Genomic DNA, 12,379 nt, shown 5'->3' on the forward strand with positions numbered 1-12,379 from the left:
ATTTGCATGATGTCGTCGCATTCGCAGATCGTGCACCCGCGCTCGATGATCTCCTGGTTCGGTATGTACGCGGCCTGTTAGAGGCCTCTTCCGCCAGCTTCGATTGGGCTCCAGGTCCCGATCGTTCCGCTTTCCAAGTCAAAATCAGTCTTACGTGACGCCGTTGCGGCCTTCGGGCCGACTCGCGTCCATCGATGGAGCCGGCCCGCAACAGCGGCCGGATGATGCCATGACCGCTCTGTCAAAAAAGCCCGCGGCGATCCGCCTGGTGCTGCCTTTCGTGTTCAGGCACTGGCTGAAGCAGCCGGGGCGGGCGCTTGCGATCGCCGTCGGCCTGCTAGGTGCGACCGTCGCCGACCTGTTCATGCCGGTGTTCTCAGGGTATCTGGTCGATGCGTTGACGCGCGGACCGTCCGATCCCGATGCACGCCACGCCGCGCTGGTGGCGCTGGGTGGCATCGTCGTGCTGGGCGCCGCGTCGATGGTGTTGCGCCTGAGCGGCCTCCAGGTGATCGTGCCGTTCACGCTGAAGATCATGTCTGACGTCGCGCAGGATGCCTTCCTGCGCGTGCAGCGCTTCTCGACCGACTGGCATGCCAACTCCTTCGCCGGCTCGACCGTGCGCAAGATCACGCGTGGCATGTGGGCGCTCGATCTCCTGAACGACACCATCCTGCTGGCGCTGCTGCCGTCGCTTGCGGTGCTGATCGGGTCGATGATCCTGCTCGGCGTGCATTGGGGCTCGCTCGGTGCGGTGATCGCGCTCGGCGCGGCTGTCTATGTCACGATGACGGTGCTGTTCTCGACGCGCTACATCGCGCCGGCCGCGCGTGTCTCCAACGCCTGGGACACCAAGGTCGGCGGCACGCTGGCGGACGCGCTGACCTGCAATGCGGTGGTGAAGTCGTTCGGCGCGGAAATGCGCGAGGATGCGCGGCTCGCCCGCGTCATCAAGCGCTGGCGCACGCGCGTGCGTCGCACCTGGTTCCGTTACAACTACACGGCCATGTCGCAGCTCTCGCTGCTGCTGTGCCTGCGCGCGTCCGTGATCGGCGGCTCTGTGCTGCTGTGGATGTCGGGTCGCGCCTCGCCCGGGGACGTCACCTATGTGCTGACGAGCTACTACGTGATCCACGCTTACCTGCGGGATGTCGGCATGCACATCAACAACCTCCAGCGCTCGGTCAACGACATGGACGAACTGGTGGCGATCCATGACGAGCCGATCGGCATTGCGGATGCCGAAGGCGCGCTGCCGATCGCGATCGAGGGCGGTGAGATCGTGTTCGACGACGTCACGTTCCACTATGGTGGCCATCGCGCGCCGCTCTACGACGGATTGTCGCTCACGATCCGCGCCGGCGAACGTATCGGCCTCGTCGGCCGCTCCGGCTCCGGCAAGACGACGTTCGTCAAGCTGGTGCAGCGGCTCTACGACGTCACCGGTGGCCGCGTTCTGATCGACGGGCAGGATATCGCGCTGGCAACGCAGCAATCGCTGCGCAGCCAGATCGCGATCGTGCAGCAGGAGCCGATCCTGTTTCACCGCACGCTGGCCGAGAACATCGCCTACGGCCGGCCCGGCGCCAGCCTGGAGGCGATCGAGCAGGCGGCGCGGCTGGCCAACGCGCACGATTTCATCCTGCGCCTGCCGAAGGGCTACGGCACGCTGGTCGGCGAACGCGGCGTGAAACTGTCCGGCGGCGAACGGCAGCGCGTGGCGCTGGCGCGCGCCTTCCTGGCGGATGCGCCGGTGCTGATCCTGGACGAGGCGACCTCGAGCCTCGATTCGGAATCGGAGGCGCTGATCCAGCAGGCAATGGAGCGGCTGATGAAAGGCCGCACCTCGATCGTGATCGCGCACCGGCTGTCGACGGTAAAGAGCCTCGATCGCATCCTGGTGTTCGACCGCGGCGAGATCGTCGAGCAGGGCACCCATGCCATGCTCGCGAGCAAGCGAGGGGGCATCTATCGAAGTCTGTTCGAGCGCCAGGTGGTGGAGCTCGGGCATATCGCAGCGGCGGAATGACGCGCGGTGGCGGGGCGAAGATCCCGTCGTCGCGTCGTCGAGGATGGAATGACATGAAGGACCTGACGCGCGGCTCCATCGTGAGCCACATCCTGAGCATGGCGCCACCGATCGTGGCGGGCATGATCACGATCATGATCTGCCAGCTCGTCGACCTGTACTTCGTGTCCGGGCTCGGCGATGCCGCGGTTGCCGGCGTCGCCGCGGCCGGCAACGCCGGCTTCCTCGTCAACGCGCTGATGCAGATGCTAGGCGTCGGCGCGGTCGCGCTGATCGCGCACGCCGTTGGCCGCAAGGATCGCGCCGACGCCAATATGATCTTCAACCAGTCGGTCGTGCTGTCGGTGCTGTCAGGGCTGCTGACGCTGCTCGGCGGCCTGGCGCTGGCGCGCCCCTATATGCGAGCGATCTCGGTCGACGCGGCCACGATCGAGGCCGGCGCCACCTATTTGCACTGGTTCATGCCGGCGTTGGCGCTGCAATTCGTGACGCAGGTGATGGGGGCGGCGCTGCGGGCCACCGGCATCGTGCGGCCGAGCATGCTGGTGCAGGTGCTCGCCGTGCTCCTCAACATCGCGCTGGCGCCGGTCCTGATCACCGGCTGGGGCACCGGATACGCCTTCGGTGTCGCCGGAGCGGGTCTGGCAAGCTCGATCGCCGTGTTCATCGGCGTGCTGATGCTGTTCGCGTATTTCCACAGGCTGGAGCGCTACGTCGCGTTCCATCCGGCGCAGTGGCGTCCACGGCTGCGGGAATGGAAACGGATCCTTAATGTGGGCCTGCCCGCGGGCGGCGAGTTCGTGATGATCTTCATCTTCATGGCCGCGATCTACTACGTGCTGCGAGACCTTGGTCCGGCGGCCCAGGCCGGCTTTGGCATCGGCACGCGCGTCATCGGCTTGATCCAGATGCCGGCCCTCGCCGTCGCACTCGCGGCAGGGCCGATTGCCGGCCAGAACTTCGGCGCGGGCAACAGCGAGCGGGTGCGGGAGACCTTCGTCAAGGCGGCGCTGATCGCGACGGCCGTGATGATCATGCTCACTGTGTTCGTGCAGCTCGCGCCCGGATTGCTGCTCGCCGGCTTCTCGAATGATCCGGAGACCATGAGGGTCGCGTTGCTGTTCCTGAAGATGATCTCGCTGAACATGGTGGCGCAGGGATTGATCTTCGTCTGCTCCAGCATGTTCCAGGGCCTCGGCAACACCAAGCCGGTGCTGTGGAGCTCGGCGACGCGCGTCCTCACTTACTCGTTGCCGGCGATCTGGCTCTCGACACGGCCGGGCTTTCGGATCGAATACGTCTGGTACATGTCGAATGCGGCGACGACGCTCCAGGCTGTCCAGAGCCTGTGGCTGCTGCGCCGTGAGTTCAGGAAGCGGCTGGTGACGCCGGAGGAGAAAGCTGAAGCGCCGGCGAGTCCCGAGCCCGGCGCGCCTCTGGCACGCGAGCCGGCCTAAAGCGCGATGAGATTGGATTGAATCGTCATCGCGCTTTAGCTCTTTGTTTGAGCATGATCTTTTCGGAAAACCGCTTCACACTTTTCCGGATCATGCTCTAGCGGCGGCTTGTTCCATCCCCGCGGCTCCGGCTAACTTCCCGGGCCGCGGGAATGGGTTGTCGAAGGGACGAATGGGCGGAGTGGCGGACGAGGGGCGGCCGGCGACCTGGGTCTCGGCGATCTGGGCGGCGCGCTACCGCACGCCGGCTCGTTTCGTCGCGCTGATCGCGTTGCTGCTGCCGTGGACGACGACCGGGACGACGTTCGCGCTGATCCCCTGGCTGATTGCCTTCGCGTTCCTCGATCTGCGCGACTTTCCGCGCTCGCTGCTGCGTCCGGTCAGTCTGCTGCCGATCGCGCTGGTGGTCCTCGCAGCTGTCGGCATGCTCTGGTCGGGTGCCCCATGGCCGGAAAGAATTCATGCGATCGGGCCGGTGTTGAAGCTCCTGGTGATCCCGCTCCTGATCTACCAGTTCGAGCGTTGGCCCTACGGCATCTGGGTGCTCGCGGCCTTTCTGGCGTCCTGCGCGCTGGTCATGCTGGTCTCCTTCGCCGTGGCTGTTGACCCCGATCTGTCGCTGAAGCTCTATCTGTCGCGCGGACCGTACAAGGTCGAGAGCGGGATCGCCGTGCGCAACTATATCGATCAGAGCCAGGAGTTCGCCCTCTGCGCGATTGCCTTGATCTATCCGATCGTGACGCTGTTTCGAAAGGGACGCGTCCGCACCGCGATAGTGCTCGCGGCCATCGCGACCGGCTTTCTCGTCAACATGATGTTTGTCGTGGTCTCGCGCACCGCGCTGGTGACGCTGCCGATCCTGCTCGTGGTCTTTGCTCTCCTGCATCTGCGTTGGCGCGCCGCCTTGCTGGCCGCGGGCGCGATGGCCTTGTTGGCTGTATTCCTCTGGGCGGTCTCGCCGCATCTGCGCGTGACCGTTGCGAAATTCCAGGGCGACTACGAGATCAGCGTGGAGGACAAGCAGGTGAGCGGCATGGGCTCGCGTCTGGAGTACTGGCGCAAATCCCTGGGCTTCATTGCAGACGCGCCGTTGCTTGGCCACGGCACCGGCTCGATCCGCGCTCTGTTCGCGGGTGCGGCTGCGGATGTGGAGGTCGATCCGCTGCGCAGCGAGATCGTCAGCAATCCGCACAATCAGACGCTAAGCGTTGCGGTGCAATGGGGCGTGGTGGGCGTCCTGGTGCTCTACGCGCTGTGGTTTGCGCATTTGCTGATGTTCCGTGGCGAGGGGCTTGCCTGCTGGATCGGCCTGTTGGTCGTGGTGCAGAACATGCTGTCCTCGCTGCTCAACACCCATTTGTTCGACTTCACGCCGGGCTGGATCTATGTGCTTGGTGTCGGTGTCGCAGGCGGCATGGCGCTGGCGAAGAAGAGCTAGAACGCATTGACGCTGTTCCAGACCAGCGTCGCGCCCGACAGGAACAACAGGCCTAGCACGACGTCGCCAAAATGCTTGTCGCTGAGCGCGTGATAGACACGCGCTCCCAGCCAGGCGCCGATCAGCGTGCCCGGGAATGCGACCATCGCGAGCCAGACCACCTTGAATGCGACCAGGCCCGAGGCCGCCTGCAGCATCAGCGCGGTCGCAAGCACGGTGAAATTGAACAACTGGAAGATGCCGCGCCGCTCGTGCTTGTTCCAACCACGGATGTTGGCCCACAGGATCGGGAGCGGACCGGACAGGCCGGCAAGGCCGCCCAGAATACCGCCGGCAAAGCCGATCGCGCCATCGGCGATGCGGCCGCCGAAGGTCACGGCGAACTGCTTCTTGTTGAAGTACAGCGCGCTCGAGAAGATCAGCAAGAGGACGCCGACGCTCAGCCTGAACACCTTGGGATCGGCGGAGGCGACCAGCGTGGTCCCGATCGGTACGCCGATCAACCCGCCGATCAGGAACGGCCACACCAGCGAGAGGTCAAAGCTCTTCCACATCGATGGCAGCGTCGAACTCTGCGCGATCACCGAGCAGATCAGCACCAAGGGCACCGCGAGCGAGGGCGGCAGAACATAGAGCCAGATGCCGAGCGCCATCAGCGCCGTGCCGAACCCGGCCAGCCCCGAGACGAAGCCACCGGCCAGCGCGCCGAACAGCAGCAGCGCAATCGTGAACGTTTCCAAGCCTTAGGTTCCTGTTGGCGCGATCTCGTGATCACCGCACCGTGCATAGCACGGCCACGGACGTGACGGTCAATGCATGCTTGCACGCAACCGCGGCCTGCAATCGTCGGGCATTTTCGAACGACATGCCCGGCCCAGGTCGTCCGCATAGGAGTTCGGGTTCGCGGCTCGATGAGCGTAGCCCCGCGGATTCCGCAGTCCAGGGTGGACAATGGACAACAACCATAGGTGGGGCGCGCCGGTGATGCCACCGATGTGATTAATCGTGAACCCTCTCCTTGTTGGAAAAGCGCGACCCGATTCGTATCTGAGGCGGGCGGCTGTCGATTGGAGGAAAAACGATGCGTATGATTCTGGCTTCGAGCCTCTTGATCGCCTTGGCGGGCTCTGTGAACGCGGCCACGGTGCACCACGCGCACCGGCACCATATTGTTCGTCCCGATCAGGGCGCCTCGGACCCCGCTTCGGCTTTTGGTTACGCGCCATCCGGGCCGGCGATCTACCCCCGCGGGGCACCATACGGTGAAGACTATGGAATGTATCCGCGAGATTCCCAGGGTTACGCACCCGGCGAACGCGAGCAATTTCTCGACAGCGTGAGACAGGGTGGCTAACGCGCCTTAGACGATCTGCCTGGTATCAGCGGGTCTTTGCAGGGCGCCGGTCAGAATCCGGAGTGCTTGCGTGAGTTCCGCACGATTGCGCGCGGCGCCGAGCGACAGCCGCGCCGCATTCGGCGGGTCGCCATCGACCACGAAAGAGTCGCTCGCCACGACGGCGAGCCCTTCGCGCAGCAGCTGCGCGGTGACATCGCGGCGGCCCAATCCCTCCGGCAGCCGCAGCCACAAATGATGCGCGGCGGGCCTGGCCTGGAACTGAAACCCCTTCAGCGCGCGCTGCGCCAATTGCTGGCGGCCGACGGCCTCGCTGCGGATGGCCGTGATGATGCGGTCGGCGATTCCACCCTCGAGCCAGTGCGTCACCAGCGCGACCATCAGCGGTGCGGGCATCTGCACGGTCGCTTGCAGATGGCCTCGCATCTGAAGCTGCGCGCCGCTGTCGGGCGCGAGCAGATAGGCAACGCGCAGCGCCGGCGCGATGCATTTTGACAGTGTGGTCGCGAGATATGTCCTGTCAGGGATGAGGTTCGCAATCGGCGAGGCCGATCGCTCGAGCAGCCCGTAGGCATCATCTTCGATCAGGTCTGTATCGGCATCGCGGACGATCTTTGCGATGGCGTTACGACGATCGGCGGAGAGCGTCGCGGTGGTCGGATTGTGCAACGTCGGAATGAGATAGACAGCCTTCGGCTTGTAGCTGCGGCATGCCTTCGCCAGCGCATCGGGCAAGATGCCGCCGTCATCCATGGCGACGCCGACGAGCCTGACGCCGAGCTGCGCCGCCGCCGCTTTGATGCCAGGGAAAGTGAGAGCCTCCGTCAGCACGACGTCACCCGGCCGCGCAAGGTGCGCGAGCAGGTTGAACAGGATCGTCTGCGCGCCGGGAAAGATCACGAGCTTGTCGGCCTGCGCATGTGGAACGCGCGAGCGCATCCAGCGCGCGGCGACCTCGCGCTCATGCGCGCTGCCGCCCGGCGGCTGGTAGTTCAGGAACGCGGTCAGACCCGATTGCGCGCGAAGGGCCTCAAGGCCGGCGAGGATGCGCTCGTCGAGCTGCGCCTCCAGCGGATGCGGCGGCACGTTCATCGACAGATCGATCGCGAGCGGATGCGGCAGGTCGACGGCGCGGCGCGCGCTGGTCTCCGACACGAACGAGCCCTGGCCGACCCGGGCCTCCATGATGCCGCGGCGCCGCGCCTCGGTGTAGGCGCGCGTCACCGTGGTGAGGTCAATGCCCAGCGCTTTGGCCAGCGCGCGCTGCGTCGGCAGTTGCTGTCCCCGCACCAGCCGGCCGGCGGCGATGTCGGCCTCCATGGCCTCGACGATGCGCTGGTAGCGCGGCCCTGACAGCTCCGAGATTGTAGGGGTCCAATCCATGCAATTTGGGTCCATATCCTTTGAATGTATGGAAACTATATATTATTGTATGGATCAGCAAAACGGAAGAGGTGTCGTCATGGCGACCGGTTCAGTTTCTCTGGCAAAGGCGATGTGGCGCGGTTTTCGCGGCAAGTGCCCGAACTGCGGCGAAGGGCATATGTTCGGCCGTTTCCTGAAAGTGGCTCACGCCTGCGATCATTGCGGCGAGGAGCTGTCCCACCAGCGCGCCGACGATTTTCCGGCCTACCTGGTGATGGTTGTGGTCGGCCATCTCGTGGTGCCGGCGATCCTCGCGGTCGAGACCGCCTATGCGCCGCCGGTCTGGCTGCAACTGGCGGTGTGGCTGCCGGTGACGCTGTTTGCCTCGCTCGCGCTGCTGCAACCGACCAAGGGCGCCATCGTCGGCCTGCAGTGGCAGATCGGCATGCACGGGTTCGAGGCGAGCAAGCTGCGGCGCGAAGCGGGCCGGCTTGCGCCCGTGCTGGTGAAGGCGCCGCGCGCGGCCTGAGGCGGCTCGCGGCGTTTACATCGCGCCGGCCATCGCTACACTCCATCGCGTCAAAACGAGAACGATGGAAACGCCGATGGCCGCACGCGCAACAACCTTCCTGCTCTGTCATGGCGCGTGGTCCGGCGGCTGGTCGTGGCGGAAGATGCATCCGCTGATGGCGCAGGCGGGTCACCGGTTGGTCGCGCCGACCTACACCGGGCTCGGCGAGCGTGCGCATCTTGCCAGTCCCCCTGTTGATCTCGACACGCACATCCAGGACATCCTGGGTGTCATCAAGTTTGAGGATCTCGACGACATCGTGCTGCTCGGCCACAGCTATGGCGGCATGGTCGCGACCGGCGTTGCCGACCGCGCGCGTGAGCGCATCACGCAACTGATCTATCTTGACGCCTTCGTGCCGCGTGACGGCCAGTCGCTGTTCGATCTCAACGAAGCTGGACGCGAGCCGATGCGCAAGGCAGCCGCCGCCGGCGATGGCTACCGCATCCCGCCGAACCCGCCGCCATCAGATACGCCGCAGGCCGATCTCGATTGGCTCAACGCGCGCCGCATCAACATGCCGATCAAATGTTTCGAAACGAAGCTGAAGCTTCAGCACGGCGAACCGGCGATGCCGCGGAGCTACATCTATTGCGCCCGCATTCCGCCGGGCGACGTGTTCGGCCAATTCGCAAGGCGCGCGAAGAGCGAGGATGGTTGGCGCTATTTCGAGCTCGACGCCAGCCACGCGCCGAACGTGACGGCGCCAGAGGCGTTGATGGGTGTGTTGCAGGAGATCGTGGCTTAACCCACAGCCGTCATTCCGGGGCGCGACGAAGTCGCGAGCCCGGAATCCGTCCCTCCACCAACTCTGTCGCACGATGGATTCCGGGCTCTCGCTTCGCGAGCCCCGGAATGACGGCAATTGAATGGTTGCGCGTCCAAAATGGTGAGGGGTCCGATGCGCTAGCATCGAACCCCTCGTTGCAAGATATCAGCCGGCCTGTAAGCCGGGTTCTGTAGGGCACCGCCTGCTTGCGCAGGCGATACGTGACGGCCATTCCTCTGGGACCATGTTTGCACACGGCCTCGAGCAACCTACCCGGACGGCGGGCCTGACATCGCCCCGCGGCGTTATCGCTCAAAGCGAACAGCCCGCTACGCCGTCCCTATTCGGTTTTGCTCCCGGTGGGGTTTACCATGCCGGCTCCGTTGCCGGACCCGCGGTGCGCTCTTACCGCACCTTTTCACCCTTACTTCCTCCGAGGAGGGAGCGGTTCGTTCTCTGTGGCACTTTCCCTGGGGTCGCCCCCGCCGGACGTTATCCGGCACCGTATGTCAAGGGAGCCCGGACTTTCCTCCCCGGCGGCCTTTCGGCACCTGCCGGAGCGGCCGTCCGGCCGACTGACTGACAACGCAATGGGCATTTGTGACGGTTTCGTCAAGCCAAGATCGTGGCGCACGCGCGGCGCAAATAATTTATCCTGAAGATGTCGTTTGGTGCCGGCCCCGTTCGACTGATGTCGGCGATCCCGCCGAACCACAGGAGTGAAGCGATGCAATATCTGCTGCTGATCTACCGGAACGAAAACTACATGACCGACATGAGCGCCGCCGACCGCCAGAAGCTGATGGGAGAATACGGCGCCTACACGCAGTCGATCATCCAGAGCGGCCATTTCAAGGCCGGCGACGGCCTGCAGCCGACCACGACGGCGACCACGGTGCGCGTGCGCGACGGCAAGACCATGACCACCGACGGTCCGTTCGCGGAAACGCGCGAGCAGCTCGGCGGCTATTACCTGGTCGAGGCCAAGGATCTCGACGAGGCCGTTGCGCTCGCCGCGCGAGTTCCCGAGGCGAAGCGGGGTTCGATCGAGGTCCGGCCGGTCATGATCTACAATTGATCACACCAAGCGACATCGACAGGATCTTCCGCGACGAGGCGGGGCGGGCGCTGGCCACCCTGATCCGCCTCGTCGGTGATTTCGATTTGGCCGAGGACGCGCTGCAAGATGCGTTCGCGGTCGCGCTGGAGCGCTGGGCGGCCGGCGAAATCCCCGACAATCCGCGCGCCTGGCTCGTCAATGTCGGCCGCAACAAGGCGATCGACCGTATCAGGCGCCAGGCCGCCTTTCGCGGCAAGCAGCAGGCGCTCCTGCATGAGCTCGAGCTCAACGCGAATACGCCGGCCGAGCCGCCGGCGATGCTCGACGACGACATGCTGCGGCTGATCTTCACCTGTTGCCATCCGGCGTTCGCAGCCGAGGTGCAGGTCGCGCTGACGCTGCGCACCGTCTGCGGCCTCTCTGCCGCGCAGGTCGCGCGGGCGTTCCTCGTCGGTGAGGATGCGATGGCGCAGCGGCTCGTCCGCGCCAAGCAGAAGATCAGGCTCGCCGGCATCCCCTATGAGGTGCCGGAGCGCGAGGCGCTGGTGCCGCGGCTCGACGGCGTGCTCGCCGTGATCTATCTCGTCTTTACCGAGGGTTATGTCGCAACCTCGGGCGCCGACCTGATGCGGCCCGATCTCGCGACTGAGGCAATCAGGCTCGCGCGCCTGCTCGACCGTCTGATGCCCGATCGCGCCGCAATCAAGGGCCTGCTGGCGTTGATGCTGTTGCACGATGCGCGCCGCGCTGGCCGCGAGACCGCGGCCGGCGACATCGTCCTTCTCGAAGAGCAGGACCGCTCGCTGTGGGATCGCGCGCAGATCGAGCAAGGCTTGCGTCTCGTCGACGACGCGCTGCGCCTGCCGGGCCGGCCGCAGCCCTATGCGGTGCAAGCCGCGATCGCCGCACTGCATGCTCGCGCGCCGAGTTTCGAGGCGACCGACTGGCCGCAGATCGCCGGGCTCTATGAAGTGCTGTTGCGCATCAATCCGTCACCGGTGATCGAGCTCAACCACGCCGCCGCCGTGTCGATGGTCGACGGCCCTGCCCGCGCGCTCGATCTCGTCGAGGCGATCACCGCGCGCGGCGGCCTTGACGGCTACGAGTTGCTGCCGGCCGTGCGCGCGGATTTGCTGCGGCGCCTCGAGCGGAAGCAGGAAGCGCGCGAGGCCTATGCGGCAGCGACGGCGGCAACGCAGTTGGAACCGTTGCGGCGTCTGTATGCGCGGCGGGTGAGGGAGATGGGGTAGGTGCCACAAACTCCGTCATTGCGAGCGCAGCGAAGCAAATCCAGAATCGTTCCGCGGAGACACTCTGGACTGCTTCGTCGCAAGAGCTCCTCGCAATGACGGCTTCGCCGTCACTTCGACGCGGCAGCGGTCCCATCGGCCGGCAGGCTCGCCAGCAGCGCCTGCAGCGTCGACAGCGTCGAGTGATCGGCAATACCATCCAGGCGCGCGGGGCGGAAGTGGCGCTGGAAGGCGGTAACGACTTCCATGGTCGCGGCATCGTACTTGCCTGACAGCGGCACGCCATAACCATAGCGTGCGAGCGCCTGCTGCAGGTTCAGCACCGCGTCGCTGATGGTGCCGAGCATCAGGGTCTCGCCGCGCACGATTGGCGCCGGCGTCACCCAGTGACCGACGCCGGAATTAGCCAGGGAATGCCAGGGAAATTTTTCGCCGGGATCCTTCTTGCGTGCGGGCGCGACATCGGAATGGCCGAGCACGCGCTGCGGCGCTACCTTGCGGCGGAGCATGATGCCGCGGCACAGCGCGATGACGGCCGCGATCTGGCGCAGCGGATATTCCGGGTAGCCCCAATCGTGGCCGCGATTGATGATCTCGATCCCGATCGAGCAGGAGTTGATGTCGTCCTCGCCGGCCCAGGACGAGACGCCGGCGTGCCAGGCGCGGCGCGATTCGGGTACGCATTGCACGATGCGGCCGTCCTCCAGCACGACATAATGGGCCGACACCTCGGTGCCGGCCGTGCACAGCCGCGCCAGCGCGCCCTCGACGTCGGGCATGCCGGTGTAGTGCAGCAAGATCATGTCGATCTGCCGTCCCTTATTGCGCTCGCCGTGATTGGGCGACGGGATGATGTCCGAGACGATCGACGAATCCGGCTCGAACGTCCGCATGTTCGCCGCGGCCTTTGGAACCGGGAGAACGCGCTGACGCTTCGAATCAGTACCCGACGGTGTTGACGGACCGGACGACATAAACAGCTCAGAATCGGAGGACGGCTGGGCCAAGCCCTTCTCTTTACTATTTCTTTACTGTCCGGTCCGCGCAATCGCGCAGGTCGGTTAATGCGTGCATTTTGCGCCTGGT

At 65.3% G+C, this 12,379-nt stretch carries 10 protein-coding genes and 1 other RNA gene; 7 read left to right on the forward strand and 4 right to left on the reverse strand.

Annotation, left to right across the window (positions count from 1 at the left end; genetic code table 11):
• Window positions 1-229 precede the first annotated feature (229 nt).
• From ACNJX9_RS11410 to ACNJX9_RS11420, 3 genes are all read left to right on the forward strand, one after another.
• The gene (locus ACNJX9_RS11410; RefSeq protein WP_439408829.1) at window positions 230-2,029 is read left to right on the forward strand and encodes an ABC transporter ATP-binding protein; all 1,800 of its coding nucleotides are present in this window, start codon (window positions 230-232) and stop codon (window positions 2,027-2,029) included.
• Between the two features lie 53 nt (window positions 2,030-2,082).
• The gene (locus ACNJX9_RS11415; protein ID WP_057754363.1) at window positions 2,083-3,486 is read left to right on the forward strand and encodes an MATE family efflux transporter; all 1,404 of its coding nucleotides are present in this window, start codon (window positions 2,083-2,085) and stop codon (window positions 3,484-3,486) included.
• Between the two features lie 172 nt (window positions 3,487-3,658).
• Complete coding sequence (locus tag ACNJX9_RS11420) at window positions 3,659-4,924, forward strand: O-antigen ligase family protein (protein WP_439408831.1); 1,266 nt, start codon at window positions 3,659-3,661, stop codon at window positions 4,922-4,924.
• On the opposite strand, the gene ACNJX9_RS11425 is transcribed toward ACNJX9_RS11420, so the two are convergent.
• Window positions 4,921-5,664 (reverse strand): sulfite exporter TauE/SafE family protein, encoded by a 744-nt coding sequence (locus ACNJX9_RS11425; RefSeq protein ID WP_439408833.1) that lies wholly within the window; start codon window positions 5,662-5,664, stop codon window positions 4,921-4,923. The genes ACNJX9_RS11420 and ACNJX9_RS11425 overlap by 4 nt on opposite strands.
• A gap of 620 nt (window positions 5,665-6,284) precedes the next feature.
• Entirely contained in the window at window positions 6,285-7,661 is a 1,377-nt protein-coding gene (locus ACNJX9_RS11430; protein ID WP_057754374.1) for a PLP-dependent aminotransferase family protein, read from the reverse strand.
• 49 nt (window positions 7,662-7,710) lie between these two features.
• On the opposite strand from ACNJX9_RS11430, the gene ACNJX9_RS11435 reads away from it, so the two are divergent.
• Both ACNJX9_RS11435 and ACNJX9_RS11440 read left to right on the forward strand, forming a co-directional pair.
• Complete coding sequence (locus ACNJX9_RS11435) at window positions 7,711-8,172, forward strand: DUF983 domain-containing protein (RefSeq protein WP_439408835.1); 462 nt, start codon at window positions 7,711-7,713, stop codon at window positions 8,170-8,172.
• Window positions 8,173-8,248: 76 nt separating this feature from the next.
• Window positions 8,249-8,962 carry an alpha/beta fold hydrolase gene (locus ACNJX9_RS11440; protein ID WP_439408837.1) on the forward strand — a complete coding sequence of 238 codons (714 nt, stop codon included), beginning with the start codon at window positions 8,249-8,251 and terminating at the stop codon, window positions 8,960-8,962.
• Between the two features lie 182 nt (window positions 8,963-9,144).
• On the opposite strand, the gene rnpB is transcribed toward ACNJX9_RS11440, so the two are convergent.
• Window positions 9,145-9,562, reverse strand: an RNA gene (rnpB, locus tag ACNJX9_RS11445) — RNase P RNA component class A.
• A 148-nt stretch (window positions 9,563-9,710) separates the two neighbouring features.
• Between rnpB and ACNJX9_RS11450 the strand changes: the two genes are divergently transcribed.
• Window positions 9,711-10,061, forward strand: coding sequence for a YciI family protein (locus tag ACNJX9_RS11450; protein ID WP_057754450.1), 351 nt, complete (start codon window positions 9,711-9,713; stop codon window positions 10,059-10,061).
• Window positions 10,061-11,293, forward strand: coding sequence for an RNA polymerase sigma factor (locus ACNJX9_RS11455; protein ID WP_057754452.1), 1,233 nt, complete (start codon window positions 10,061-10,063; stop codon window positions 11,291-11,293). Before ACNJX9_RS11450 ends, ACNJX9_RS11455 begins: the two co-directional genes overlap by 1 nt.
• 110 nt (window positions 11,294-11,403) lie before the next feature.
• Here the strand turns inward: ACNJX9_RS11455 and ACNJX9_RS11460 are convergent, their stop codons facing one another.
• The gene (locus ACNJX9_RS11460; RefSeq protein ID WP_057754380.1) at window positions 11,404-12,186 is read right to left on the reverse strand and encodes an N-acetylmuramoyl-L-alanine amidase; all 783 of its coding nucleotides are present in this window, start codon (window positions 12,184-12,186) and stop codon (window positions 11,404-11,406) included.
• Window positions 12,187-12,379 lie beyond the last annotated feature (193 nt).

Source organism: Bradyrhizobium sp. BLXBL-03 (assembly GCF_051853015.1).
In the GTDB taxonomy this organism is placed as follows: Bacteria; Pseudomonadota; Alphaproteobacteria; order Rhizobiales; family Xanthobacteraceae; genus Bradyrhizobium; species Bradyrhizobium manausense.

Bases quoted from the DNA above. Each gene is read 5' to 3' on its own strand.
- ACNJX9_RS11410 (WP_439408829.1), top strand. From the start codon at position 230: ATGACCGCTCTGTCAAAAAAGCCCGCGGCGATCCGCCTGGTGCTGCCT.
- ACNJX9_RS11415 (WP_057754363.1), top strand. From the start codon at position 2,083: ATGAAGGACCTGACGCGCGGCTCCATCGTGAGCCACATCCTGAGCATG.
- ACNJX9_RS11420 (WP_439408831.1), top strand. From the start codon at position 3,659: ATGGGCGGAGTGGCGGACGAGGGGCGGCCGGCGACCTGGGTCTCGGCG.
- ACNJX9_RS11430 (WP_057754374.1), bottom strand. From the start codon at position 7,661: ATGGATTGGACCCCTACAATCTCGGAGCTGTCAGGGCCGCGCTACCAG.
- ACNJX9_RS11435 (WP_439408835.1), top strand. From the start codon at position 7,711: ATGGATCAGCAAAACGGAAGAGGTGTCGTCATGGCGACCGGTTCAGTT.
- ACNJX9_RS11440 (WP_439408837.1), top strand. From the start codon at position 8,249: ATGGCCGCACGCGCAACAACCTTCCTGCTCTGTCATGGCGCGTGGTCC.
- ACNJX9_RS11450 (WP_057754450.1), top strand. From the start codon at position 9,711: ATGCAATATCTGCTGCTGATCTACCGGAACGAAAACTACATGACCGAC.
- ACNJX9_RS11460 (WP_057754380.1), bottom strand. From the start codon at position 12,186: ATGCGGACGTTCGAGCCGGATTCGTCGATCGTCTCGGACATCATCCCG.